28 protein-coding genes are annotated in these 24,203 nt (G+C 69.4%); 7 read left to right on the plus strand and 21 right to left on the minus strand.

Features of this window, described 5'->3' with window-relative positions:
• Positions 1 to 17: 17 nt before the first annotated feature.
• The 3 genes from VFI59_08990 to VFI59_09000 all read left to right on the plus strand — a co-directional run bounded on the left by VFI59_08990 (position 18) and on the right by VFI59_09000 (position 1,987).
• Positions 18 to 347, plus strand: coding sequence for a helix-turn-helix domain-containing protein (locus VFI59_08990; GenBank protein HET6713829.1), 330 nt, complete (start codon positions 18 to 20; stop codon positions 345 to 347).
• Between the two features lies 1 nt (position 348).
• On the plus strand, positions 349 to 684 hold the full coding sequence (locus VFI59_08995) for a Rieske (2Fe-2S) protein (GenBank protein HET6713830.1): 336 nt from the start codon (positions 349 to 351) through the stop codon (positions 682 to 684).
• Between the two features lie 136 nt (positions 685 to 820).
• Positions 821 to 1,987, plus strand: a complete 1,167-nt coding sequence (locus tag VFI59_09000; GenBank protein ID HET6713831.1) for a M15 family metallopeptidase — start codon at positions 821 to 823, stop codon at positions 1,985 to 1,987.
• Positions 1,988 to 2,001: 14 nt separating this feature from the next.
• On the opposite strand, the gene VFI59_09005 is transcribed toward VFI59_09000, so the two are convergent.
• The 10 genes from VFI59_09005 to VFI59_09050 all read right to left on the minus strand — a co-directional run bounded on the left by VFI59_09005 (position 2,002) and on the right by VFI59_09050 (position 13,478).
• The gene (locus VFI59_09005) at positions 2,002 to 2,424 is read right to left on the minus strand and encodes a hypothetical protein (protein HET6713832.1); all 423 of its coding nucleotides are present in this window, start codon (positions 2,422 to 2,424) and stop codon (positions 2,002 to 2,004) included.
• On the minus strand, positions 2,421 to 3,755 hold the full coding sequence (locus tag VFI59_09010; GenBank protein ID HET6713833.1) for an aminotransferase class III-fold pyridoxal phosphate-dependent enzyme: 1,335 nt from the start codon (positions 3,753 to 3,755) through the stop codon (positions 2,421 to 2,423). Before VFI59_09010 ends, VFI59_09005 begins: the two co-directional genes overlap by 4 nt.
• A 182-nt stretch (positions 3,756 to 3,937) precedes the next feature.
• A complete protein-coding gene (locus VFI59_09015) occupies positions 3,938 to 6,289 on the minus strand; it encodes an aminotransferase class III-fold pyridoxal phosphate-dependent enzyme (protein ID HET6713834.1) in 2,352 nt (783 codons plus the stop codon).
• On the minus strand, positions 6,286 to 7,170 hold the full coding sequence (locus tag VFI59_09020; protein ID HET6713835.1) for a 2-hydroxy-3-oxopropionate reductase: 885 nt from the start codon (positions 7,168 to 7,170) through the stop codon (positions 6,286 to 6,288). The genes VFI59_09015 and VFI59_09020 overlap by 4 nt, the downstream gene beginning before the upstream one ends.
• Before the next feature lie 4 nt (positions 7,171 to 7,174).
• Complete coding sequence (locus VFI59_09025) at positions 7,175 to 8,509, minus strand: aminotransferase class III-fold pyridoxal phosphate-dependent enzyme (GenBank protein ID HET6713836.1); 1,335 nt, start codon at positions 8,507 to 8,509, stop codon at positions 7,175 to 7,177.
• A 16-nt stretch (positions 8,510 to 8,525) separates the two neighbouring features.
• Positions 8,526 to 9,704, minus strand: coding sequence for an ABC transporter ATP-binding protein (locus tag VFI59_09030; protein ID HET6713837.1), 1,179 nt, complete (start codon positions 9,702 to 9,704; stop codon positions 8,526 to 8,528).
• Positions 9,701 to 10,612 carry an ABC transporter permease gene (locus tag VFI59_09035; GenBank protein HET6713838.1) on the minus strand — a complete coding sequence of 304 codons (912 nt, stop codon included), beginning with the start codon at positions 10,610 to 10,612 and terminating at the stop codon, positions 9,701 to 9,703. The genes VFI59_09030 and VFI59_09035 overlap by 4 nt, the downstream gene beginning before the upstream one ends.
• Positions 10,613 to 10,615: 3 nt before the next feature.
• Positions 10,616 to 11,554, minus strand: a complete 939-nt coding sequence (locus VFI59_09040) for an ABC transporter permease (GenBank protein ID HET6713839.1) — start codon at positions 11,552 to 11,554, stop codon at positions 10,616 to 10,618.
• Positions 11,530 to 12,645, minus strand: a complete 1,116-nt coding sequence (locus VFI59_09045) for an extracellular solute-binding protein (protein HET6713840.1) — start codon at positions 12,643 to 12,645, stop codon at positions 11,530 to 11,532. Before VFI59_09045 ends, VFI59_09040 begins: the two co-directional genes overlap by 25 nt.
• Before the next feature lie 152 nt (positions 12,646 to 12,797).
• A complete protein-coding gene (locus VFI59_09050) occupies positions 12,798 to 13,478 on the minus strand; it encodes a GntR family transcriptional regulator (GenBank protein HET6713841.1) in 681 nt (226 codons plus the stop codon).
• A gap of 147 nt (positions 13,479 to 13,625) precedes the next feature.
• Between VFI59_09050 and VFI59_09055 the strand changes: the two genes are divergently transcribed.
• Entirely contained in the window at positions 13,626 to 13,835 is a 210-nt protein-coding gene (locus VFI59_09055; GenBank protein HET6713842.1) for an enolase C-terminal domain-like protein, read from the plus strand.
• Positions 13,836 to 13,857: 22 nt separating this feature from the next.
• A complete protein-coding gene (locus tag VFI59_09060; protein ID HET6713843.1) occupies positions 13,858 to 14,682 on the plus strand; it encodes a glucose 1-dehydrogenase in 825 nt (274 codons plus the stop codon).
• Between the two features lie 15 nt (positions 14,683 to 14,697).
• On the opposite strand, the gene VFI59_09065 is transcribed toward VFI59_09060, so the two are convergent.
• On the minus strand, positions 14,698 to 15,156 hold the full coding sequence (locus VFI59_09065; protein HET6713844.1) for a GyrI-like domain-containing protein: 459 nt from the start codon (positions 15,154 to 15,156) through the stop codon (positions 14,698 to 14,700).
• A gap of 458 nt (positions 15,157 to 15,614) precedes the next feature.
• On the opposite strand from VFI59_09065, the gene VFI59_09070 reads away from it, so the two are divergent.
• Positions 15,615 to 16,412, plus strand: coding sequence for a hypothetical protein (locus VFI59_09070; GenBank protein HET6713845.1), 798 nt, complete (start codon positions 15,615 to 15,617; stop codon positions 16,410 to 16,412).
• Between the two features lie 11 nt (positions 16,413 to 16,423).
• Here the strand turns inward: VFI59_09070 and VFI59_09075 are convergent, their stop codons facing one another.
• Genes VFI59_09075 through VFI59_09110 form a run of 8 tightly spaced genes read right to left on the minus strand, consistent with a single transcriptional unit; the run spans position 16,424 to position 22,462 of the window.
• The gene (locus tag VFI59_09075; GenBank protein HET6713846.1) at positions 16,424 to 16,627 is read right to left on the minus strand and encodes a hypothetical protein; all 204 of its coding nucleotides are present in this window, start codon (positions 16,625 to 16,627) and stop codon (positions 16,424 to 16,426) included.
• 29 nt (positions 16,628 to 16,656) lie between these two features.
• Complete coding sequence (locus VFI59_09080; protein HET6713847.1) at positions 16,657 to 16,803, minus strand: hypothetical protein; 147 nt, start codon at positions 16,801 to 16,803, stop codon at positions 16,657 to 16,659.
• Complete coding sequence (gene grdA / locus VFI59_09085) at positions 16,800 to 17,258, minus strand: glycine/sarcosine/betaine reductase complex selenoprotein A (GenBank protein HET6713848.1); 459 nt, start codon at positions 17,256 to 17,258, stop codon at positions 16,800 to 16,802. The genes VFI59_09080 and grdA overlap by 4 nt, the downstream gene beginning before the upstream one ends.
• 7 nt (positions 17,259 to 17,265) lie before the next feature.
• Entirely contained in the window at positions 17,266 to 17,625 is a 360-nt protein-coding gene (locus tag VFI59_09090; GenBank protein HET6713849.1) for a thioredoxin family protein, read from the minus strand.
• A gap of 30 nt (positions 17,626 to 17,655) precedes the next feature.
• On the minus strand, positions 17,656 to 18,969 hold the full coding sequence (locus VFI59_09095) for a DUF5940 domain-containing protein (protein HET6713850.1): 1,314 nt from the start codon (positions 18,967 to 18,969) through the stop codon (positions 17,656 to 17,658).
• On the minus strand, positions 18,966 to 20,273 hold the full coding sequence (locus tag VFI59_09100; GenBank protein HET6713851.1) for a glycine/betaine/sarcosine/D-proline family reductase selenoprotein B: 1,308 nt from the start codon (positions 20,271 to 20,273) through the stop codon (positions 18,966 to 18,968). Before VFI59_09100 ends, VFI59_09095 begins: the two co-directional genes overlap by 4 nt.
• Positions 20,252 to 21,454: a glycine/sarcosine/betaine reductase component B subunit gene (locus VFI59_09105; protein ID HET6713852.1), complete on the minus strand. Its 1,203-nt coding sequence runs from the start codon at positions 21,452 to 21,454 to the stop codon at positions 20,252 to 20,254. The genes VFI59_09100 and VFI59_09105 overlap by 22 nt, the downstream gene beginning before the upstream one ends.
• A gap of 60 nt (positions 21,455 to 21,514) precedes the next feature.
• Positions 21,515 to 22,462: a methylenetetrahydrofolate reductase gene (locus tag VFI59_09110; protein ID HET6713853.1), complete on the minus strand. Its 948-nt coding sequence runs from the start codon at positions 22,460 to 22,462 to the stop codon at positions 21,515 to 21,517.
• A gap of 55 nt (positions 22,463 to 22,517) precedes the next feature.
• Between VFI59_09110 and VFI59_09115 the strand changes: the two genes are divergently transcribed.
• A complete protein-coding gene (locus tag VFI59_09115; protein ID HET6713854.1) occupies positions 22,518 to 23,072 on the plus strand; it encodes a DUF1697 domain-containing protein in 555 nt (184 codons plus the stop codon).
• Positions 23,073 to 23,091: 19 nt separating this feature from the next.
• Here VFI59_09115 and VFI59_09120 read toward each other — a convergent pair whose 3' ends face one another.
• Positions 23,092 to 23,286 (minus strand): hypothetical protein, encoded by a 195-nt coding sequence (locus VFI59_09120; protein HET6713855.1) that lies wholly within the window; start codon positions 23,284 to 23,286, stop codon positions 23,092 to 23,094.
• On the minus strand, positions 23,280 to 24,203 hold the full coding sequence (locus VFI59_09125) for a cation:proton antiporter (protein HET6713856.1): 924 nt from the start codon (positions 24,201 to 24,203) through the stop codon (positions 23,280 to 23,282). The genes VFI59_09120 and VFI59_09125 overlap by 7 nt, the downstream gene beginning before the upstream one ends.

Consider the following 24,203-nt stretch of genomic DNA (forward strand, 5'->3'; position numbering starts at 1 on the left):
GGAGGAGTGGGGACACGATGACCGAAGAAGCGCCGCTCTGCGAGCACTTCCAGCGGGCCGCCGAGCTGATCGGCAAGCGGTGGAACCCGCAGGTCGTGCGAGCCCTGCAGACGGGCTCCGCACGCTTCGGCGACCTCAAGCACACCGTGCCGAACATCTCGGATGCCGTCCTCAGCGAGCGCCTGAAGGAGCTGGAGGCGGAAGGCATCGTGACGCGCGATGTCACGCCATCGACGCCCGTCCTGATCGAGTACCACCTGACGGACCGCGGCCGCGACCTCACGAAGGTCATGGAAGAGCTCGCCGCATGGGCCGAACGTTGGTCGACCGCGCCCGAGCCTGTCTGAAGTGAGGAGCGACGGCGGATGGTTGTCGGCCGGCTCGCTCGACGACCTCCCCGATGGCAAGGGCACGAAGATCGCCGTGAGCGAGGCCACCGTGCTCATCATCCGCTCGGGTGACCGTGTCTTCGCGATCGGGAACCGGTGCACCCATCAGGGCGCGCCGCTCGACCGAGGCCGCTTGAAGATCTCAGGCTCGCTCGCCACGGTCACCTGTCCGGCGCACGGCAGCATCTTCGGTCTCGACGACGGGAAGGTGATGCGTGGACCGGCGATGAGACCCGTGGAGGCCTGCGAGACCCGCATCGTCGACGGCGCCGTCGAGATCCGCGCACGAACCTGACGACCGGTCTCCTGCGTCAGTCGGCGAGGGTTACGGCCGTGCCGAATGCGGCGATCTCCGCCATGCCCCCGGCGCTCCTCGAACGCAGCGCCGAACCTATGCGCCGACTGCCGGGGTCGACGAGTAGCATCGCCGGGTGCCAGCCTCGATCCGCCGAGTCGCGATCGTCCTCCTGTGTTGCCCGCTCGTCCTGATGCTCGAACCCGTTGGAGTGCCGGCCTCCGGGGCGAGCGCCCGGGCTGGACGGGCCTGGATGCCACCCGCGTACCTCCTGTGGCGCACCGGAGGACTCCCGAACGGCCTCACGCCCGAGCTCGACCGCCTGCCCGGCAACGAGCACGTCGTCGTCGTCTCCGGCGACACGATCTGGATGACCCGATCCGTCCGGGCCGACGGCGCCGTGGTCGATCGCCGTGAGGGCCGGTACCGCATCCCGATCGAGGTCATGTCGACCTCGATCCGCGACATCGCCCCCTTCCTGCCGCCTGCGTGGCACGACGCCGTGGTGGACGCGTTGCGCGACGGCCGCGGCGTGCTCGGCGAGTCGAGCGCGGCCCTGCGCCGACTCAGGGTGGGGGACCGCTTCGTGTTCGGGCGGGACCGCATCACCGTGGGCGCGATCGTGCCCGACGAGGTCGTCGCCTGGAGTGAGCTGATGGTCTCGGGCGAGGTCGGCCGATCCCTCGGCGTGCGACACCCCCGGTTCGCGCTGATGGACATGCGCACCGCATCCACGGAGCGCGAGCTCGCCCGGCGGATCGCTCCCCTGCTCGGGCCCGGCTACCCTCCACGGGTGCGCCGGCCGGGCCACGCATGGTTCCGCCGGCAAGGGGACTCGGTGTGGCCGCCGGTGCTGATGAAGCGCGGGTTCGGCGAATTCCACGCCTACCCCGATCCTCGTCGCCCCGGATACCTGCGCATGCAACCGGCCTTCGTCCACGACCACGTCGCGGTGCGTCGAGTGCCGCTGCTCGGCCGGTTCACGTGCCACGAGCGGCTGTTCCGACCCCTGATCGCCGCGATGCGGGAGCTGCGCGCGGAGGGTCGCGCCGAGGCCATCCGAAACTTCGCAGGGTGCTACAGCGCGCGCATGGTGATGCGACGGCCGAACGGCGCGATCTCACATCATTCGTGGGGCGCCGCCGTCGACATCAACTCGCTGACGAACCCCTACGGGTCGGACCCCCGTCAACCCGCCGTCCTCGTGAGGGTGATGCGCGGGCATGGCTTCACCTGGGGAGGACGCTGGACCGTTCCCGACGGCATGCACTTCGAGTTCGTCGACATCCCCGGCGTGCCGTAGGAAGCGGCTCGGCCTCAGGCGATCAGAACCAGTGCCCACGGCAACGCGGCCCCGATCGCGAACGCCGCGATCACGAGGAGCTTCGACGACTCCCGGCGATCGCCCCTGCCCGCGGCGATCGCCATGATCAGCAGCCCTGCCGCAACGAGCAGCAGCAGCCCGACCGAGAAGAGGGCGAGCACGCCCAACGACAGCAGGATGCCCGTGCCGCCGGCCGCAGCCAGGTGGCGTCGCTCCGGCGTGCGCAGCACCGCAGCCCCGATCGAGCACGCGGTGGCGAGCACGAACAGCGCGAGCACCGCCCCGACCCGAGCGAGGTCGTTTCCCGATTCGTTCGCGATCAGCCAGACGTAGAGGACGGTCGTGCCGCCCGCGATCGCAGCGGCGCCCAGCGCCCACGATCGCCCCGGGAAGGCTCGCGCCCGACCCGACGTCATGCCCCCATCGCGTCGTCGGCGATCGAGAGCGCGTCGTCGACGATCTCGAAGCCCTCCGCGAGCTGCTCCTCGGTGATGCACAGCGGCGGGTTGGTCATGATGCCGTTGAAGCGGACCATCGTGAACAGGCCGCGCTCGAGCAGCCCCCGGTTCACGGACGCCATGGTCTCGTTCAGCACGTTGAACGGACTGAGCGGCTCCATCGTCTCGCGGCTCTTCACGAGCTCGACGATGCCGAACAGGCCGATGTTGCGGACCCTTCCGACGCTGGGATGCTTCTCGGCGAGCTGCTCGTGATGGTGAGCCATGACCTCGCCCATGCGCTTGGAGTTCCCGACGAGGTCGTCCTGCTCGAGCACCTCGATCGCCGCGAGCGCGGCCGCGCACGAGAGCGGATGCGAGTTGTAGGTGAGCCCGCCCCAGAACACATGCTCGTCGAAGTGGGCGGCGATCTCGGGCGAGATCGCGAGCGCGCCGAGCGGCAGGTAGGAGGACGTGAGGCCCTTCGCCGTCGACATCAGGTCGGGCACGACGCCATAGTGGTTCACCGAGAACCACTCCCCCGTGCGACCGAACCCCGCCATCACCTCGTCGGCGATCATCACGATGCCGAACTCGGTACACAGGTCGCGCACGCCCTCGATGTAGCCGTCGGGCGGGATCAGGATGCCGTTCGTGCCGACCACCGGCTCGAGGATGAACGCCGCGATCGTCTCGGGTCCCTCGAGCTCGATCGTCTCCCGCAGCAGCGCGAGGGCGGGATCGGCGTCGTCGAACCCGCGCTGCGTGCCGTGGTACGGATCGAGCACGTGCACCACGCCGGGCATCGGTGGGTTCTCGTTCGCCCACCGGCGCGGGTCGCCGGTGAGATTGATCGTGGCGTACGTGGCTCCGTGGTACGAGCGGTACCGCGCCAGCACCTTCTGACGGCCCGTGTACGCCTTCGCGATGCGGATCGCGTTCTCGTTGCACTCCGCGCCGCCGAGCGTGAAGAACGTCTTCTCGAGGTCGCCGGGCCATAGCGACGCGAGCTTCTCGCCGAGCAGGGCCCGGGTCTCGTACGCCATGAACGGCGAGACGTAGGGGAGCGTCTCGGACTGACGGGCGATCGCGTCGAGCACTCGCTTATCGCCGTGCCCGATGTTCACGCCCATCAGCTGCGAGTTGAAGTCGAGGAAGCGCTTCCCGTCGACGGCCGTGAAGTACACGCCCTGGGCCGACGCCACCGCCATCGGCGCGGCCTTCGACTGCGCCTGCCAGTCGTACAGGGTGTAGCGCTTCGAGAGCTCGACGATGCGCTCGGCGTCGAGCGGCATGCGGTCTTCAGCCATGGCTCCGATCCCTCCTCGCCCTCTGCCATAGATGTTGACAGACGCGCCCGACCGTCGGCGCTGGTACTTCACCGGCGAGGAATGGATCGGCGCGCCGAAGGGCGGCATCTCGATCCCCGTGAACACCGTGATCGGCCGTCTCGTCGAGACCCCACACATCGCGCAGGCACCGAGAACGACGTTCAGGCGCAGGAGCTCAGCGCCTCGTCGATCGCGGCGACGATCAGGTCCGTCTCGTCGGCGGTGACGACGAGCGGGGGCCGCACCTTCAGCACGTGATCGTGCGGCCCGGTCGATCCGATCAGCACGCCTCGGTCGCGCACCGCATCGAGCACCCGAGCGACGAGCTCCGGGGCCGGCTCGCGGTGATCGCGCGTCAGCTCCACGCCGAGCAGCAGGCCTCGGCCGCGTACGGCCGTCACGCACGGGTGACGTTCCATCAGCGCCTCGAGACGCGCTCGCAAATGCGCGCCGACCTCGCTCGCGTGCGCGACCAGGTCTTCGTCGCGGATCACGTCGAGCACGGCGAGGCCCGCCGCCGCCGCTACCGGATTGCCACCGAACGTGCTGAAGAACTCGGCCTGTCCCGCCAGACGGTCGACGTCGGCACGCCGCGCGATCACGGCGGCGACCGGATGGCCGTTGCCCATCGGTTTTCCGAGGGTGACGAGATCGGGCTCGAGCCCGCATGCCACGAACGACCACAGGTGCTCGCCCGTGCGTCCATAGCCCGCCTGCACCTCATCCGCCACGACGAGCGCGCCCGCCCCGCGTGCCACGCTCGCCACCTGTGCATGGTACGCGCGGCCGGCGGCGAGGATGCCATCGCTCGTGTACGCCGTGTCCACGAAGAGGGCGGCCGGCCGATACCCGCGGGCCGCGAGACGATCGATCGCGTCGCGCACCGGCTCCGCGGTCGCGGCCGCTTCCTGCACCGGAGGTGCGAACGGCTCGACGTGTTCGGGACGCCATCCGCCACGCCACTCCTCGGGCGAGAGCGCCGACGAGGCGGTCGTCACCCCGTGATAGGCATGGGCCGTCACGAGGCCGCCGCTGTTCCCGGTCGCCACGACGGCGAGACGCCAGGCGAGGTCGGTCGCCTCGCTCCCGGTATTGAGGAACAGCACCGTGTCGAGCCCCGACCCTTCCGGCATCGACGCGACGAGGCGCTCCGCCAGCTCGATCGCCGCCGGATGGAGGTAGCGCAGGTTCGTGTTCAGTTCGCGCGCCTGATCGGCGATCGCGTTCGCGACGCGCGGGTGCGCGTGCCCGACGACCGGCACGTTGTTGTACGAGTCGAGGTAGCGTCGGCCGTCGACGTCCTCGAGCCAGACGCCACGACCACGGACCAGATGCAGCGGAGTCGAGTACGTGAGCGGCGCGAGCGCTGTGCCGAAGACACCGGCGCGGCGGGCGACGAGGTCGGCGGTGGCAGGGGGCTCGCTCGGAGCCCCGAACCGCCGGGCGGTCTCGTCGAAGCCGAGCTCCGCGAACTGTTCGAGCATGCTCCACGCGTTGCGGTCCCAGCTCTGGATGTAGCGCGCGTTCTCGGGGAACCGCTCGACGCGCCACGCTGAGATCGTCACCGTCAGGGCGATGCGCGCGGCGAGCGTGTCGCCGATCAGCACGCGTTCGTCCGGTTCCAGCGGTGTCACCGACGTGTAGCCGTCGAGCAGGGCCGCGGCCGCGCGGAAGAGCTCGTCGCCCTGCCGGATCGACAACACCGAGTCGAGCGCGGAGACCGGATCGGCCAGCAGCGCGGTGTGCGACATGTCGCCGAAGTCCACGATGCCCGTGATGCGTCCGTCGTCGTCGAGGAGGGCGTTGTCGAGCGTGAGGTCGCCGTGCATCACCTGTGCGCGCAGTTGGGGCCAGCGCGGAAGCACGCGTTCCTCGAACCGGTCGAAGACGTTGCGCACGAGCGCCCGTCGGCCGGTGTCACCGATCGAAGCGGTCATCGGCCGAAGCGTCAGGCAGTGCTCCACGTTCCAGAGCAGCACGCGGTCGGCGGCCGGATGGAAGAAGCCCCGCATCCCGCGGCCGAGCCTCGCGAGCATCTCGCCGTACGCCCAGAGCGCTCGGTGATCGAGGGCGATGCCGTCGGTCGAGCCGCGTCCCGGCATGAACGCCGACATGCGCACCATGTGGCTCGTGCCACGCTCCTCGTCGACCACCGTGGCGATGAAGGCATCGGGGTCGCCCTCGGTGGGGAACGGGGCGGCGACCGGCAGCGTCGGGTCGACCCGCAGCGCGTGTCGCGCAGCCCCGACCTCCATGTCCAACACGTCGGGGCGTTCCCCGGCGTTGGAGATCTTGAAGATGCGCGCCTCGCCGCCGGGCGCCCGAAGCAGGAAGTTCTGATCACGCTCGCTCTCGAAGCGACGTTCCACCGCACCGTCGAAACCGAACGACGCTCGAGCGAGCTCCGGCACGTCGCGCTCGTCGAACCTGGGCGGATCGGCCGTAAGCACGCCCGTGAGCTCGTCGGGCACCGCATCGGCTCCGGACCTCGTGCCGGCGTGGTCGGTCGTCACGCCGGTGAGTCTGCCTCGCGGGCAAGCTCGGCGTACAGAGCCGAGTGGTCGCGCTCGCCGTCGCCGGCGTCGACGGCCTTCTGGAGCTGCTCGGTGACGACGGTGAACGAGGGTATCGGCGTCGCCGTCTCGGCAGCGGCTCCCTCGATGATCCGGGCGTCCTTGCGATGCAGCCTGATGCGGAACCCCGGATCGAAGGTGCGATCGAGCATGCGCTGGCCGTGCACCTCGAGGATCTTCGAGCCGGCGAAGCCGCCGAGCAAGGCCTCACGGACCTTGGCGGCGTCGACACCGGAGCGCTCGGCGAGCAGCAGCGCCTCGGCCACGGCCTCGATCGTGGCCGCGACCACGAGCTGGTTGCACGCCTTGCACACCTGTCCCGCCCCGCTCGGCCCGACGTGCACGATGTTCTTCCCGAGCGCCTCGAAGACAGGAACGGCGCGGCCGAACGCTGCCTCGTCGCCCCCGACCATGATCGAGAGCGCTGCCTCGATCGCCCCACGCTCACCGCCGCTCACCGGCGCGTCGAGCATCGCCACGCCCCTCGCGGCGAACGCTGCCGCCATCTCCCGGGTCGGCCCAGGGTCGATCGAGCTCATGTCGATCACGAGGGCACCCTCCGCGACCCCTTCGATCACGCCGCCCGCCCCCGCCAGGACCTGCTCGACATCGGCCGTGTCGGGCAGCATCGTGATCGTGACGTCGCTGGCGGCGGCCACCGACGCTGGACCGTCGGCCCGGACCGCGCCGGCCGCGACCACCTCGTCGACCGGCCCCCCGCTGCGGGAGTACACCGCCACGGGGAACCCGGCCGCGAGTAGATTGAGCGCCATTGGCTTGCCCATGATCCCGAGGCCGATGAAGCCGATGCGTTCGCCCATGCCGTCAGTCCTCCATCGCGGCGTCGGCGATGTCGAGAGCACGGTCGATGATCGCGAAGCCTTCGGCCAGCTGTTCCTCGTTGATGCACAGGGGCGGGTTCGTCATCACGTTCCACCACCGGATGAACGTGGCGAGCCCGTTGTCGATCAGGAAGCGGTTCACGTGCTGCATCGTCTCGTTCATCTGGTTGAAGGGGCTGAGCGGCTCGAGGGTCTCCCGGTTCTTCACGAGCTCGAGGATCCCGAACAGGCCGATGTTGCGGGAGCGGCCCACGCTCGGATGCTTCGCCGCGAGCGTGTCGTGGTGCGCGCGCATCACCGGTTCCAGCCGCTTCGCGTTGCCGACGAGGTCGTCGTCCTCGATCACTTGCACCGCGGCGATCGCCGCCGCCACGCCGAGCGGATGCGTGTTGTAGGTCAGCCCGCCCCAGAACACGTTCTCGTCGAAGTACGCAGCCACGTGCGGCCCGAGTCCCACGGCGCCCAGCGGCGCGTACGAGGAGGTCAGCCCCTTCGCCGTCGTGATGATGTCGGGCACGACGTCCCAGTGGTTCACGGCGAACCACTCACCGGTGCGGCCCCAACCGCACATCACCTCGTCGGCGATCAGCATGATGCCGTGGCGCGTGCACAGCTCGCGCACACCCTGCAGGTAGCCGTCGGGCGGGATCAGGATGCCGTTCGTGCCGGTGACCGGCTCGATGATGAACGCCGCGATCGTGTGAGGCCCCTCCAACTCGATCGTCTCCTCGAGCAGAGCCAGTGCGGTCTGCGCGTCGTCGACCTCACGCTGCGGGCCGTGATACGGATCGAGCACGTGCACCACGCCGGGCATCGGCGGCTGTTCGTTCGGCCAGCGTCGCGGGTCGCCGGTGAGCATCATCGTGCCGTACGTCGAGCCGTGGTAGCTGCGATAGCGCGCGAGCACCTTCTGGCGGCCGGTCACCATCTTCGCGATCTTCACCGCGTTCTCGTTCGCCTCGGCCCCGGCCAGCGTGAAGAACGTCTTCTCGATGTCGCCGGGCCACAGCTCCGCGAGCCTACGGCCGAGCACCGCCCGCCCCTCGAACGCCTGGAACGGCGAGATGTACGGCAGCTTCTCGGCCTGTCGTGCGATCGCCTCGGTGACCCGCTTGTCGCCGTGGCCGATGTTCACGCCCATCAGCTGCGAGCTGAAGTCGAGCCAGCGACGTCCGTCGACGCCGTACATGTAGACGCCCTCGGCCCGGTCGATCGCGAGCGGCGACGCCTTCGACTGCGCTTGCCAGTCGTAGAGGGTGAACCGCTTCGAGTCCGCGACGATCTGGTCGGCGCTGAGCGACGTGCCCTCGATTGCCATGGCTGGTCCTCTCTGCTCAGGAACTCGCGACGTCGGCGGTCGGCGTCTCGGTCGTGGCCGCGATCTCGGCGGCGCCCGCCTCGGAGCCCACGATGTAGCTGTGCTCGGCCGCCCAGTGCAGCATCACCTGCTGGCCGGGGCGCGGATCCTCGCCACCCACCTCGTCGTTCAGGCGATGGACGGTGAGCCGCTCCCCTGTGGGCAGCAACACGATCAGCTGGGTGACCGAGCCGAGGTACACGGCGTCGACGACGGTCCCGCCGACGTGGCAGGCGCGATCGCCCACCTCGCCCGTCGACAGCTTGATCCACTCGGGCCGCACGGTGATCGTCGCGTGGCCCGACGACGCGACCTCGCCCTCTGGCGCTACGGCCAGGATGCGCTGCCTCTCCCCGAGGTCCATCGTGAGCAGGCCCGCGTCGCGGCGATCGATGCGCAGCTCGATCAGGTTCGACGTCCCGATGAACCCCGCGACGAACGCGCTCGCCGGCCGCCGGTAGAGCTCCTTGGGCGTCGCGAGTTGCTCGACGACGCCGCCGTTCATCACGGCGATGCGGTCGCTCATCGTCATCGCCTCTTCCTGGTCGTGGGTGACGTAGACGAACGTCGTGCCGGTGCGCTGCTGCAAGTCCTTCAGCTCGAGCTGCATCTCCTTGCGGAGCTTCAGGTCGAGCGCGCCGAGCGGCTCGTCGAGCAGCAACGCGGCCGGGCGGTTCACGAGCGCGCGGGCGAGCGCGACCCGCTGCTGCTGACCGCCGGAGAGCTGACCAGGGCGGCGGTCCTCGAAACCGTCGAGGCGCACCGTGCGGATCGCCTCCGCGACACGCTGACGCGTCTCCTCGCGAGACCACTTCTTGATCTTCGGACCGAACGCGACGTTCTCCCCCACCGTCATGTGCGGGAACAGCCCGTAGGCCTGGAAGACCATGTTCACGTTCCGCTTCGGCGGCGGCACGTGCGTCACATCGGCGCCCTGCAGCACGATGCGTCCGGCGTCGGGCGCCTCGAACCCGGCGATCATGCGAAGGGTCGTCGTCTTGCCGCACCCGCTCGGGCCCAGCATCGAGAAGAACTCGCCGCCGGGGATCGTGATCGTGACGTCGTTCACGGCGACGATGTCGCCGAAACGCTTCGTGACCTGCTCGACGACGATCTCACCCGCGCGGTCAGGGGCATCATGCGTCATCGCGGTCATGCTTCGATCCTGTTCAGTCGGGCGAGCCGGTAGGCGACGAGCGCCAGCAACACCGACATCGCGAGCAGGAGGAAGTTCAAAGCGGAGCCGGCACCCCAGTCCCCTTGGCCCAAGATCAGGTCGCGCACCCGCTGGCCCATCATGTACGACCCTGTGCCGCCGACGATGTCGGAGGTCACGAAGTCGGTGAGCATCGGGATGTAGACGAGGATCATCGCGACGAAGATGCCGGGCGCCGCCAGCGGGATCAGGATCTTGCGGGCCTGCTGCCACCAGCCGGCGCCGAGGTCGGTCGCGGCCTCGAACGTGGCCGGCTCGATCGCCTTCATCGCGGCGTAGATCGGGATCGTCGTGTACGTGATGTACGTGGTCGACAGGGTGAGGATCACCGCGAACTGGCTGTACAGCAGCCACTCCACCGGCGGCCCGGGGATCAACCAGTTCAGGATGCCGTTGCGGCCGAGGATCACCTGCCAGGCGTAGACCTTCACGACCGGGGCAAGCTCGTCGGCGAGCACGAGCGCGAGCAGCAGGAACAGCTCCCACTTCCCGGCCTTGAAGACCATGAAGTACGCGAGCGGGATCGCGACCAGCAGCATCACGATCATCGCCGTGGTCGCGATCGTGAACGTCGTCCAGGCGATGTGCGGGTTCAACGGGTTCGTCAGCACCTCGACGTAGTGGTCGAGCGTGTAGCCGCTGTCGACGCGCGGCGGGAACTTCACGACGCTCATCTGCACCATGATCAGGAAGGGCACGAGGAACAGCACGATCAGCAGGGTCACGGGCGCGAACAGGATGCCGAACGCGCCGCGTGCCCCGCCGGGCCGTCGAGGGCCCCGCCGAGCGCGTCGGGTTTCGTCGGCCGTGCCGATCCCGACGCCGAGCGTCTCCTGCAGTTCCGCCATGGCCTACGTCCTCGCCCCCGCGGCAACGGCCTCGGTGCCGGCGATCAGATCCTTCGTCGCCTGATCGCCGCTGCGTATGCGCATCAGCTTCAACGCGAACCAGATCAACACGACCTGGGCGATGGAGATCAACGCGGAGATCGCGTTCACGATGGCGGTGTGATCGGGGTTGCGCACGCTCGAGTACACCCACACCGGGAACGTCTGTTGGAAGCCGAGCGTGAAGGCGCTGATCTCGTAGTTGTTGAACGACCACGCGAACGCGAAGATGCCGGCCGCGGCGAGCGCAGGCCCGATGTGCGGCAGGATGATGTATCGCAGCACCTGCAGGCGCGAGCATCCCAGGTCGATCGCAGCCTCCTCCTGCACCTTCTGAAAGCGGAAGAGCTGTGCGGCCACGATCGCGGTCACGAGCGGGAACGTGCAGACGGTCTGCGTCGCGATCACGGTCTTGAGGCTGAGGTCGATGTCGGCGCGGGCGTAGCCCATCAAAGCCGCGATACCGATGATCAGCCACGGCAGCACCAGCGGCGCACCGACGAGGCCGCCGATCACCCCCCGCCCACGGAAGCGGAACCTCGTAAGCCCGAAGGCGGACAGCGTGCCGAGCACGAGACAGAGCGGCGCCACGACGAACGCCACCGAGAACGAGTTGCCGAGCGCCTTGCGCAGGGTCGGATCGGTGAGCGCCTCCGAGTACCACTTCGTCGTCACACCCTCGAGGGGGAACGCGAGCACGTTCGAGTCGTTGAACGAGAACAGCACGAGGATCACGAGGGGGCCGAAGAGCATCAACCCGACCAGCGCAAGGAAACCGCGCCACCCCCACGCGTTGAGGGCTTGGCGACGACGCCACCGAGCCGCGGCGGCCGTGTCGCCGAGAGCGTATCCCGCGCGCTCGACCGCCTGGCTCGCCACTACGACGCCTTCACCTCGGTCCACGCCGCGACCCATGACGCGCGGTCGTCGGGCGGACTGGCTGGGATCGCGTTGTCGAGGGTGAACAGCGAGTCCAGCGAGGCTTCCTCGACGACCTTCGCCGGCACCGCATCGATGATCCCCATGTTCGAGGTGAGATAGCTCCAGTTGGTCGCCGCGTACACCTGCGGCGGCAGGCTCGTGTACCAGTTCAGCAGCGCGTACGCGGCATCGACGTTCTCCTCGGCGATGTCCGGACTGATGCCGTAGCCGCAGGTCCAGAGCATCTGGCCCTCCTCGGCGGCGGCGAACTGCACGTTCACGCCTTCCTTGCGAAGTGACTTCGCCGTGCCCGGATACCCGCTCGCGATCACGATCTCGCCCGACTTGAACTGCGCCTTGACGTCGGCCTCGCCCTTCCAGAACGTGCGGAACTGGTCGCGATGGTCGATCAGGTACTGCGTGACCATCTCGAGCTGGTCGGGCGTCATCTCGAGCGGGTTCTCGATGCCGTTGGCGAGCGCCCCGACGTCAAGCGCGGTGATCGCGAGATCCTCGAGCGAAGCGCGGCCCGCGTACTGCGGGTCGAACAGGTCCGTCCACGACGTGGGCGGGGTCGTGATCTCATCGGCGTTGTACATGATCCCGGCAGTACCGGCATCGACAGGCACGATGAAGATCTCGCCGTCGACGACCACGCCCGGTAGTTCCTTCATGCCCGGCCAGATGTCGTCCCAGTTCTCGAGGCGAGTCTCGTCGAGCGGCTGGTACATGCCTTTGTTCACCATCTCGAGCGTGGCCTCGTCGACGCAGCTGTTGACGACGTCGGCTTCGAATCCAGCCTGGATCTTGGCGACGGCTTCCTCGTTGCTGCCGAACCCGGCGGTCTCGACCTCGATGTTGGGGTAGGTCTCGAAGAACGTCTCCATGTAGTCGGGATCGAAGCCGTCGGAGTAGGAATAGAGGCGGATCGTGCCGGTGATGTCGGCTGGATCGGCCGGTGCCGAGCTGGCGTCACCGCCGGGCTCGGGCTCGTCGCCGCTCCCGCAGGCCACCGCCACGAGAGACAAGGTCGCCACGACCGCCAGGCCGGGCAGGATCCGGTTCCGCGTCATCAGTACCCCTCCGTATCGTCGACGAGACCCGACTGACCCGCCTGGCGACCGTAGCGGTCTGGGTTGCAGATTGTCAACCGTTGACCGTAGCTGCCAGACTCCCCGGGTCGTTCACTCATCCGTACGAGAGGGAAGCTCAACGAGTGCGAGGTTCAGTCGTTCGAGGCGAGCACCCCGGCGATCAGCTCTCCGGCGTGCTCCGCGTGCTCGTTCAGCAGTCGGGCGACCAGTTCCTCGTCGCCTGCCTCGAGGGCGTCCACGAACGGGCGGTGCTGACGCGAGATCTCGTCGAGCGACCGCAGCACCTGCTCGTCGAGGCGCAGCAACCCCCGAAGGGTGGGCACGTACCGCATGAAGACCTCGTGGATGCGGGTGTTGCCGCAGAGTTCGCACAACCCCTCGTGGAACGCCAGGTCGGCTCGGCTCGCGGCGACGGCGTCGCCGGCATCGACCGCTCGGTCGATCTCGTCGGCGAGCGCGCGGAGCCGTGCGAGCGTGGTGGGATCGTTGGCCTGTGCGATCATGCGACCGGCCCTGCCCTCGAGCGCGGCCCGGAGCCCGTAGATCTCGCGCACGTCTTGGGCCGTGAGGCTCACGACGAACGTGCCGCGTCGCGGTTCCTCCTTGAGGAGGCCCTCGGCTCGCAGCAGCTTGAACGCCTCGCGGACCGGGCCACGACTGATGTTGAGCTGCTCCGCGATCTTCGCCTCGACGAGATGCTCGCCCTGCTTGAACCCGCCGTCGAGGATCTGCTCGCGGATCCGGTCGGCGGCGTCCTCGGCCAGGGAGCGAGGCGCCTGGAGGGGCCGAAGGGTGGCGGATGGCTCGCTCATGTCGCGGAGCGTAGCACGTGGATGTCGACTGTTGACCATCGACAAGTCGGCGTGGGGAACGATCGAAGCGTGAACACCTCGTCGGACCGTGCCGTGTAGCGGAACCGATCCACGGCGGGGGCGATCGCGTGGGCCTCGACGTGCGCGATCAGGCTGCACGTGGCGCTCGCGTTCGGCCGCACGAGCTACTTCGAGCAGGCCGTGCCGCCTGAGCCGTTCGAGCACGGCGTGCGCATGCCGATCCGCACGGGGCAGGATGGTCTCGTGCGGGTCCCCGACGGACCCGGGCTCGGCGTCGATCTCGACGACACGACGATCGAGCAAGCGACGATCGCGCTCGTGACCGCGAGCGCCTGACCACGGGAAGGAGCGACGACAGATGCGGTTCGAGGGACGACGGGTGATCGTGACCGGCGCGTCGCGCGGCATCGGACGCGGGATCGTCGACGCGTTCCTCGACGAGGGAGCCACGGTGCTCGCGACCGACGTGCTCGCCGAGGGGCTGGCAGCCCTCGCTGCCGAGCATCCCCATGCCGACCGGCTCACCACGCACGAGGCCGACCTCGGCACGATCGACGGCCCGCGCGGCGTCGTCACCGCCACGGTCGAGGCGTTCGGCGGGGTCGATGTGCTCGTGAACAATGCGGGCCTGCAGCCCGACGGCGCCGCCCTCGACGTCGGCGCAGGCGATTTCGACGCGACGTTCGCGGTGAACGTGCGCGCGCCGATGCTCACGATGCAGGGAGCCTGCCGTCACTGGGTCGATCGCGGCTCTCCGGGGGCGATCGTCAACATCGCGAGCGCGAACGCGTTCCGAAACGAGTCACCGGAGTCGATCTACAACGCCTCGAAGGCAGCGCTCGTGGCGCTCACGAAGGCATTCGCCCATGAGGTCGGCCACCACGGGATCCGGGCGAACTGCGTCGCCCCCGGCGAGACGATCACGCCGGAGGCGGAAGGCGAGATGGCCGAGGATCCAGCCGAACGCGAGCTCGCGCGCCGCTACCTCGCGAAGATCCCGCTGCGATACGCAGGCACGCCCCGCGACCAGGCGATGGCGGTGCTGTTCCTGGCGAGCGACGACGCCAGGTTCATCACGGCCCAGACCCTGATCGTCGACGGCGGCGAGCTGGGCGGCGGCAGCTGGTACGACGAGCACGCCGCCCCTGCGCTGCCGCCGCCGGATCGCCCGATCACCGGCTGAGCCCCTCGCGGGCCTTCAGGCGAGCGGGACCTCGATCTCCGTCTCCGCCCGATCCATGCCGACCACGTGCGGATCGTTCAGGTAGTGCTCGCGGGGCGGTCCGACGATCTGCCGGCCGTGCTCGTCGATCCACTCGTTCAGTGCCTCGTACGCCGCACCCGAGGCGTCGTAGGGACCGGTGTGCACGGTCGCGGCCATGGTCCCGCCGCGCAGGGTCGTCACCTCCACCCCCTCTGGCGGGTCGAACCGGTCTGCGACCGGCATGAAGACCTCGATGTCGGCCACCTCGGGCTCACGCATCTCGTGCATCACGATGCCGGGCATGCCGTTGCCGTACCCGACCGGTCCGACGCATCCCATCAGCCGTTCGAACGCGTCGGGAATCACATCGCCGATGCGCTCGGGTCTGATCCGGGTGCGGATCGACGCCACGAGCTCGTCGGGCTCCTCCTTGATCGTCACGTCGTAAAGCATCAGCGACCTCCTTCCAGCTCACCGGCCGGCTATCGACACCGTGGCACCCACGGAGGTCGTCGACATCGGCAAGCGGCCCGGATCGAGCGGGACGGTCGGTGGGCGAGCCGCCGAACCCGAGACCCCGAGGCTCCCCGATCGCGACCCCGGACGCCGGTAGCAGTCGGGGAACGGACATCCGGGGGGAAGCTCATCGCGCGTGCACCGCGTGTCGTGCTCGTGATCGTCGTCGCCATGTCCATCGTCTCGACCGAGGCGCTGGCCGCCTCCGCTCTCACCCAGGAGCGGCGGCTCCTCGGTCGCGCGCTCGACGATGGCCGGGCGCGCAGGGGCACCGCGGCGCCACCTCGACGTCCCTCACGACCAGGCCGTTCTCGGTCGACGGCTCCCCCTACGACTGGGAGATCGAGGTGTCCCAGTTCGACCCGGGTCCGGGCTCGCCCCCGAACGACCCGGGCATGAGGATCATCGCGTCGCGGCGAGCGGCGACCGGACAACGCCCGATGCAGGCGCACATCTGGGAGTTCGATCTGGGCGCGGAGGCATTCGCCTTCAACGGCGAGCTGCGGCAGGTCGGCCTCGACACCGGATTGATCCCTGCGTACGGCGCGATCTTCATGGATCTGGAAGACCTGAGCGCGATGCGCACGTCGAAGCTCCGCTGCCCCAGGACCGACGAGGTGCTCTCGACGCGATCGACCCGACGAGGCGTGCTGCGGGGGACGATGACGTTCCTCCCAGGCTACGTCGACCCCCAGTTCCCCGACGAGGTGAACATCACGCACGTGCGCGCCACGATCGAACGGACCCGGTACACGGGCAACGACTGCGTCTACGGCAACCCATGCGATCCCGGGAAGGTGCTCACCAGCACCCAGGCCACCGGCGGTGGCGGCGGGTATCTGATCGTGGCCGGACGCGAGGGCCGCGACCACATCTTCCTGTTCCAGGCGTTCGAGACGGTGGGGGTCGCCGACGTCGTGCACTTCGTGGTGGCGATCGCCGACGAGCCGTCGCTGTTCCTCGCCCCCACCTCCGCCGAGGTCACGGGTGACATCGCGGCGCCGTTCTTCGATCCCGGCGGATCGATGTCGTGGACGAAGGGAACGAAGGAGACCGACGTTGGGGCGAGATGCCGTCGGACGTCCTGGCAGCTCCTGACGCCGACCGGTTCCCTCGAGGCTCGCCTCGATTCAGGCGATCAGACGCTCGCCGCGCCGTCGAGCGCCGGGCTCGAGATCGAGGCTCGTCGCTAGGAGGAACCGGCCTAGTATCGCCGATCCTCGGGGTGGCGATCGAACCACTTGGTGCGACGTCCGCCGATACGTGTCCAGACGCTCGAGCGCCATTCGGACTTCGAGCTCCGTCGCCGGAAGTGCTCGTATTCCGGCTCCCCTTCGCCGGCCTCGATCATGCGGAGGCACTCCGGGCAGTCGTCGGGATGGACGTCGATCGCGTGCCGGTCTTCCATCGGCGAGGCCCTCCGTGTCCTCGGACAGCCTATGTCGGGCGACCCCCGTCGAGCGAGCCCAGGCGATCGATCACGCCAACGCCGGGCGACGCAACGGGGCGCCGCACGCCGAGGTCCGCGATCGCCAGGAACTCCTCACCGACGCGGGCCGCGACGACGGTGTGGTACGCAGTCACGTCTCACCACGGGCACGCCGCATGGCGTCCCTCACCTCGTCGACGTCGAGGGTCATCTCGAAGAAGCCGATCTGCGCCTCGTAGACGTCGTCGTCGGCCTGTTCCTTCACCTCGTCCTCGAACACGTGCAGCACGGGGAGTCCCAACTGGACCCCGGCCAACGGACCCACCCAGGCCGGATCGCCGTCACGGACGGTCTCGGCGGCCACCTCGACCGCTTCCGCGTCCGCCGCGCCGAGCATCACCACGATGTCCTCGGCGCCGCGCTCCTCGACGATCCGCTTGATCAGCGCCTGGTTCTCCGGGTCCATGGCGCCCGAGGCCGTTCAGACGAAGCACTCCGTGCGCACCTCGATCACCTCGGCGCCGGCACTCTTCGCCACCTCGGCGATCGCCTCGCCGGGCACGCTGTCGCGCTCGCCGAGGGCCACGACCGTCTTGCCTCGTAGGTCCATGTTCGTCTCACCCCCTCAGATGCTCGGGAACAGGCGGGCCCACCGCGGGCGCGCCGTTCATCAGTCGCACGATCGCCGCCTCGATCTGCTCGGGCGTCGTGCTGTTGCTCGTGAGGCGCTCGACCTCGACCCCGTCACGCATCGTGAGGTAGGCGGGCAGGCCGGCGACCCGCAGGTCGCGGCAGATCTTCCGGTTGTCGGGCGCGTTCACCGTGACGAACCGCACGCGATCGCCGTAGGTTCCCTCGAGCGCCTCGACGGCGGGCATCGATGCGAGGCATGGCTGGCACTGCGGGCCCCAGATGTCGACGAGGACCTCGCCCTCGCGGACGAGATCACCGAACGTTACGACGGTGGCTTCGATCATGTCGTCGTCTCCTCTTCCGCCTGCTTCCGACTAGGACTCGAGGGTCACGGAGGCGCCGTCCCACAGCCGTGTGAGGCGGCCCAGGAACAGCGACCCCTTCGCGATCAGCATCGTTCGATGCACTCCTCCGGCACGCATGTCTGCCAGCGCGTGCGGGATCCACGGCACGGCGCTCGCGATGTGGCCCTGCGTCGGGGCGAACCCCGGCATGCCGTGGGCGCGGGCGAACGTGGCGATGTCGGCACGGTCCAACTCGCCTCGGACGACGCCGAGGCCGGCCAGCATCTTGTAATTGCGGTCGGGCACGTCGCCCCCTCCCTGCGGCTCGGTGATCTCGGGGTTGTGGATCTCCGTGGCGTAGACGTCGACGTCGGCGATCCCGACTCCCATCGCGTCGAGCGGCGCCCCCACGAGCGCCTCCAACTGCGCCTGAGGTGCCGAGCCCGCTTCCACCGGCATGCGTCCCACGGCGTCGGTCCGCAAAATCGGGCCGTTGGAGCCGTCGGCGAGCTCGAGCAGCACGGCCATGCCGGCGAGCACGTCCTCGATCACCGGGAACCCCTTCGCGAGGGCCCCCTCGAACTTCATGCCGAGCTTGCCCATGGAGCCCCCGGCCACGACGACCACGCGATCCTCGATGCCCGCCTCGATCAACGCCGAGGCGACCACGAAGGCGTGTACCGGCGCGGCGCAGAACGACTTGACGTCGACGCCGCTCGCGCGGGGGAGTCCGCAGTGCTCGGCGATCGCCTTCGCCACGTTGCCACCACCTCGCTGGTAGCGATCGCCCACCGCCTCCTCGCCGCACCCGATCGCGTGCGTGATCGACGCCGGGTCGACGCCGGTGGTCTCCAGCAGGTGGCGCAACGCGTGTACCCCGCTGGCCTTGATCGACAGGTTCTCGAGGAGCACCCGGGGGGTGAGCGTCTCGTCCTGCTCGTGGTCGCCCGCGAACGCACCAACGACCTCGTCGGCTCGCCGCAGCGAGAGTTGGCCCGGCTCGGGCTCGGCACCCAGCCGCACCAGCTCGAACTGATCGACCTCGGCAAGCAGCTCGTAGAAGTGCTGCTGGTCCATCACATCCCCCGACGGGCCAGAAGGCGTCGCCGATTCGACCGGATGCCGCCACCACTCCCGAGACACATCCCAGAGGGTGGCCGGAGCGAGGTTCCCGATGAAGACCTGGTTCGGCGGGTAGGAGACGGCCTCGTCGAACGAGCGCAGCCCCGCGGTGAGCGCTTCGAGCTGCTCCGGCTCGCGCGCCGGCTTCGAGCCGTACCGGACGAGATCGGGCACGTGCTCGAGCACGAACGAGGCCGACGTCACCGCGGCACGACGGGTCACGGCGTGACCTCCCAGACCGTTCGGGGCTCGACCTCGGTCGCGAGCAACTCGAGCGCCCGTCGGACGAGAGCGAGTCGCAGCGCTCCCTCGCCATGGGAGGTGAGCGACGGATCGCCCGTCGGATTGGTGATCGCGATACCCCGCACGATGCGGTTCGCTCCCACCATCCGCGCGATCGTCGGCAACGCTGTCACGAACACGGTCGGGATGCCCTCTCGCTCGAACTCCTTCGCCAGCACTGCCCCGCAGCGCGTGCCGGTCCCTCAGGTGCCGGTCAGGATCACCGCCCCGACCTGCGCCTCGCGCAGCTCGGCGGCGATCTCCTGCCCGTGTCGCGCGGCCACCGCCACCGGGGTGTCGACGCCGCTCGTCGTATAGAACGCGTCGTGCACCTCGCCGATCGCGCCCTCACGCTCGAGCTGGCGCACGGCGTCGAGCGGCACGAGCCGGTTCGGATCTTCGTTCGCGGCCGACGTGTCGAACCCGGCGTGCACCGACTCGTAGTCACCGGCGGCGAGGGTGGCGGCGCCACTCAGGTCGTAGCGCAGCCACACGTTCCCGTGACGCGTCGGCAGCCGGTCGGGGTTGCCCCGCGGCACGCACCCCGCCTCGGTCACGAGGGCCAGCCGCAGCGACCCGAGGTCGGCGACCGGCGGTGCAGGTGGCACCGGATCGCCGCTGGGCGCCACCTCGGTCCGCATGTCGCCGGCGAGCTTGGCGAGCAGCAGGTCGACCGCTCGTTCGGCACCCGATCGGTCGGCGAGCGCGTTCACGCGCAGACCACGAGGCAGATACCCCTCGTCGTCGGGCCCGCCGACGGGCTCGCCGGCCGCGAGCCGGGACGCGAGCGAGGCGACGACGGGCAGCGCCTCACGCATGCCCGCCACGTTCGAGCCGGTCGGCACGATGTACGCGGCCCCCTCGGCGGCGAGCACCCCCGGCGAGTCCGGGGTCATCGCCGCGACGACGGACACGCCACGGCGACCTGCCTCCCGCGCGAGCACGCCGCAGGCGTAGCCGTACCGGCCCGAGCCGAACGACGGCCCGCAGACGAGCACGTCGGGTTCGAGCTCGTCGAGCCACCCGAGCAGCATGGCCAACGCCTCGGCCTCGTGCTCGCCGAAGTGATCGTCACCGCAGGCGAGCGTGACGTCGACGGTGAGGCCCGCGGCGGCGAGACCCCGCCCCGGCCCCTGCGGACCGTCGAGGCGGACGGGGCCGTGCCCCGCAGCCTCCTCACCGCCGAGCCCGGCGAAGAACTGGTTCACGTAGTGGACGACCCTCATGCCGGCACCGCCGTCCATCGAGCATCACCGGTCTGCACGAGGCCGCCGAGGTAGTGCACGGCTGGCACGCGCTCGCCGACGCGGGCGTGTTCCTCGCCGATCACCCGTTCGGGGATCCACGCGTCGACGAGCTCGTCCTCGTTCCCCGTGCTCACGAGGCAGTCGGCCTCGGGCACGTGGTCGGTGAGGCCGCCGTTCGTCTCGCACACGAGCGCCGCGGTGCCGATGCCCCGTCGCTCACACGCCTGGACCGTGAGCATCGTGTCGGTGTGGGAGTTTCCGCTCGAGAACGTCGTGCAGACCACGCCGTCCGCGCCGAGTCCGGCGACGAGCTCTGCCGACGCCTCGGCCGCCAGCCGCTTCTGCTCCGCACCGTCGAGGTAGCCCGGCGCGAGCACGACGCCGACGAACCGAGCATCGGTCCCATGCCGCGCCCGCAGCTCCCGGATCACGGCCGGGTCCTGGTACACCGCGGTCACGTTGCGGACGCCCGCCCAGTCGTACGCACCGTTGGTCAGCCGCCCCTCGTGCAACACATGCTCATCGAGGACGCGCGGCTCGAACACGCCCAGCGGCAGGCCGTCAAGGAACGTGTCGAGCAGCGGTCCTTCCGATGCGACCTGCAGGACCACCGCGATCGCCGGCAATGCGGCGTCGGCCGGGGGGAGCGAACCGACCGCGCGAACATCGGACGCGGAGGCTCCGGCCGTGCACGCCGCAAGCGCGATCCCGACGGCGACGGCGAGTTCCCTCACCGCGCGGTCGGCCTCGGCCACGCCGGCTCCGAGCGCGGGCACGCATCGCAGGACCACGTTCGTCGTCGCGCCCCACGGGCTCCGATCGGCACCCGGCCCGGACATGTCGACGAGCGAGTCGGGAAGGTCCTCCGCATCCGCGTATCCGGCGGCTCTCCAGTCGCAGACGGTGAGCACCGCGACGCCCCGGAGTCGATGCAGGCGTGCGTCGGCGACCCGGGCAGTGGGCAGCACGACATCGAGGACGTTCGAGATGCGGACGGGATCGCCGGGACGGACGACCTCGACCGTGGCCTCCGCCAGCGCCGGCAGTGAGCCGGCTCCGACCGCGAGCTGCGGTAGCGCGAGCGTGAGACGCCCGGCGCTCCACCCTGTCTGGGTCCCCTCGACGACCTCGTCGACCGCGAACGTCGCGATCTCGAGATCAGCGAGCGTGGATTCCAAGTGTCGACAGTCTACACCGACCGCGGAGCACCACACCGCACCCGTAGTCGACCGGCGCCGTCAGATCGATCCGCGCAGCAGCCCCATCATCTCCATGAATGGGCGGGTGTCCTGCATCACGTAGACGTGGACCGACGGCACGCCGTGCTCGAACAGCCCCAGCACTTGCTGCGCCGTCCACCGGATCCCGATCATGCGCGCGTCATCGGGCGCCGCCGCGACCTCGCTCGCGAGCTCGGGCGGCACGTCGACCCCGAAGGTCGCCGGCACGGACCGCACCTGCGTCGCTCGAGTGAGGATCTTGAGGCCGGGCACGATCGGGATCGTGACGCCACGCTCCCTCGCGGTCTTCACGAACCGGAGGTAGACGTCGTTGTCGTAGAACAGCTGGGTGACGGCGTAATCGGCGCCTGCGCGCTGCTTCTCGATCAGTACGTCGATGTCCCACTCGAGGTTCGGCGCCTCGACGTGCTTCTCAGGGTAGGCAGCGACACCGACGCACAGGTCGGTGGGCGTGGCCTCGTCGAGCGGCTCCAGGTACCGGCCGGCGTTCATATCCGCGATCTGGTGAACGAGGTCGAGAGCGGAGCCATTGATCGTGCGAGCGCCGGCCGGCTCGCGTGGCTCGCCATCGCCTCGGATCGCGAGCACGTTCTCGATGCCGAGGTAGTGAAGCTCGATCAGCGCATCCTCGGTCTCCTCTCGGGTGAAGCCGTTGCAGAGCAGGTGGGGCACCGGGTCGACACCGAACCGATGCTTGATCGCCGCGCACAGCCCGAACGTGCCTGGCGCCTTTCGGGTCACGCGTCGGCGCCATGTGCCGTCGGCCAGCTGCTCCCAGCGCGCCTCCGCCGCGTGGCTGGTGATGTCGATGAACGGAGGGCGGAACGACATCACGGACCCGACGGCGTCGTAGATGCGGCGGACGTCGCCGCCGCGGCGAGGCGGGATGATCTCGACGCTGATCATCGGCTCCGAAGCCGTGGCAAGATGCTCGGTCACCTTCATCGGGGTTCACCCTATCGAGACGGCCACGCGCGGTCCGCCCGCTAGGCTGTCGATCGTGGCGAGGTACGTGGCGCTGCTGCGCGGCATCAACGTCGGCGGGAAGAACCTGATCCGGATGCCCGCCCTCGAGGGGTGCTTCGTCGATCACGGGTTCGAGGACGTGTCGACTTACATCCAGAGCGGCAACGTCGTCTTCAGCGCCGCTCGCGCGAGCCGTGCCACCCTCACCGCCGAGATCGAGTCGATGCTCAGAGCGAGCTTCGTTCACTACGACGCGAGCGTCGTAGTGCGGAGCGCGAGCCAGATGCGGTCCGTCGTCGCGAACGCGCCGCCGGGGTTCGGTCGCGATCCAGCGAAGTACCGCTACGACGTGATCTTCTTGAAGCCGCCACTGACGGCGACGGTCGCGCTGCGAGACGTGCCGCTGAAGCAAGGAGTGGACGCCGCCGCAGCGGGCAGCGGCGTCCTCTACCACTGGCGGCTCACGAGCCGCGCGACCCAGAGTCGGCTCTCGCGGGTGGTGGCCATGCCGATGTACCAGAACATGACGATCCGCAACTGGAACACGACCACGAAGCTCGAGGCGCTCGTGACGGCATCGGCTGCCTGATTGGGTTCGGGGCGGTCGCTCAGATCCGGGGCGGCGGTGTGGCGTCGTCCCCCGCGGCCGGGCGTGGCTCGTCGGTGACCGCGAGGTCGCCCTCGGCCGCCACGAACACCTCGGGGCGCTGCGGCACGACGTCGTCGACGTCGTCGCGCAACAGCGGCCAGCCGCGCCGCAGCACATGGCCGAGCCACCATCCGGCGAACTGCGACGTCAGCACGGCCGTGAGGACGAGCGTCGAAGAAGGCGCCATTGATGATGCCGGCCTCGAACGCGACGCTCGCAAGCACGATCCAGCCCGAAGCCGGCGAGGAAGGCCGCGAAGACGAGGTTCACCTCGAGGAGCGCGGCGACGGCCGCGTACGCGAGGAGCACGATCAGGGCGTACCCGACCGGGGAGGCGTGCGCGATCACGTTCCATCGGGCGCGATGCAGGCGTTTGAGGAGCAGCGGGAACAGGAAGAGCCCCGCGCCCATGTACAGCAGGGTGGCGCCGACGTGCTCGGTCACGGAGCCGGCGAGGTCGCGCCCCACCTCGGTCGTGGTTGCGAGGGCCGTCGCGACGGCGAGCACGGTCCACAGCGCGATGTCCTCGAGCAGCGCGGTGCCGAGGACGATGCTCGCGAAGCGCGTGTGCAGGATCCGTAGGTCGAAGAAGATGCGGGAGATCACCGGGATCGACGTGACGGCCACGGCGATCGCGAGGACGAGGATCACCGACGTCTCGTCCGACTCGGGGCCCATCAACCGGTCGAGCGGGAGCATCGTGCCGATGCCGAGGGCGATGAAGAAGGGAAGCGGGGTGCCCACCGCGAGGATCCACGCAGTGGGCTTGCGGTTCTCTTGACTGAGCACCCGGCGGACCTCGGTGCCAGAGATGAACAGAAGCAGCAGCAGACCGAGCCAGTAGGTGAAGCCGAGGACCGTCGCGGTGGTGCTCCCCTCGGTGCCGAGCAGCGCCTCCGAGGCCTCAGGCGCGACGCGCCCGAACACGAAAGGCCCGAGCAGCACACCCGCGAGGATCTCGCCGACGAGCCGGGGTTGGTGGAGCCGCTCGAAGAGGTGACCGAGGAGATGCGCCGAGAGCACGATCACGGCCAACGCGATGATCACGGCCGCGAGGTCAGTGTTCGACAT

Source organism: Actinomycetota bacterium, assembly GCA_035697485.1.
GTDB lineage: Bacteria > Actinomycetota > UBA4738 > UBA4738 > HRBIN12 > JAOUEA01.

Coding starts and splice junctions, on each gene's coding strand:
- VFI59_09045 (HET6713840.1), bottom strand. CDS start 12,645: ATGACGCGGAACCGGATCCTGCCCGGCCTGGCGGTCGTGGCGACCTTG.
- VFI59_08990 (HET6713829.1), top strand. CDS start 18: ATGACCGAAGAAGCGCCGCTCTGCGAGCACTTCCAGCGGGCCGCCGAG.
- VFI59_09030 (HET6713837.1), bottom strand. CDS start 9,704: ATGACCGCGATGACGCATGATGCCCCTGACCGCGCGGGTGAGATCGTC.
- VFI59_09075 (HET6713846.1), bottom strand. CDS start 16,627: ATGGAAGACCGGCACGCGATCGACGTCCATCCCGACGACTGCCCGGAG.
- VFI59_09065 (HET6713844.1), bottom strand. CDS start 15,156: ATGCTTTACGACGTGACGATCAAGGAGGAGCCCGACGAGCTCGTGGCG.
- VFI59_09025 (HET6713836.1), bottom strand. CDS start 8,509: ATGGCAATCGAGGGCACGTCGCTCAGCGCCGACCAGATCGTCGCGGAC.
- VFI59_09110 (HET6713853.1), bottom strand. CDS start 22,462: ATGAAGGTGACCGAGCATCTTGCCACGGCTTCGGAGCCGATGATCAGC.
- VFI59_09125 (HET6713856.1), bottom strand. CDS start 24,203: ATGTCGAACACTGACCTCGCGGCCGTGATCATCGCGTTGGCCGTGATC.
- VFI59_09010 (HET6713833.1), bottom strand. CDS start 3,755: ATGGCTGAAGACCGCATGCCGCTCGACGCCGAGCGCATCGTCGAGCTC.
- VFI59_09035 (HET6713838.1), bottom strand. CDS start 10,612: ATGGCGGAACTGCAGGAGACGCTCGGCGTCGGGATCGGCACGGCCGAC.
- VFI59_09070 (HET6713845.1), top strand. CDS start 15,615: ATGAGGATCATCGCGTCGCGGCGAGCGGCGACCGGACAACGCCCGATG.
- VFI59_09050 (HET6713841.1), bottom strand. CDS start 13,478: ATGAGCGAGCCATCCGCCACCCTTCGGCCCCTCCAGGCGCCTCGCTCC.
- VFI59_09005 (HET6713832.1), bottom strand. CDS start 2,424: ATGACGTCGGGTCGGGCGCGAGCCTTCCCGGGGCGATCGTGGGCGCTG.
- VFI59_09060 (HET6713843.1), top strand. CDS start 13,858: ATGCGGTTCGAGGGACGACGGGTGATCGTGACCGGCGCGTCGCGCGGC.
- VFI59_09020 (HET6713835.1), bottom strand. CDS start 7,170: ATGGGCGAACGCATCGGCTTCATCGGCCTCGGGATCATGGGCAAGCCA.
- VFI59_09090 (HET6713849.1), bottom strand. CDS start 17,625: ATGATCGAAGCCACCGTCGTAACGTTCGGTGATCTCGTCCGCGAGGGC.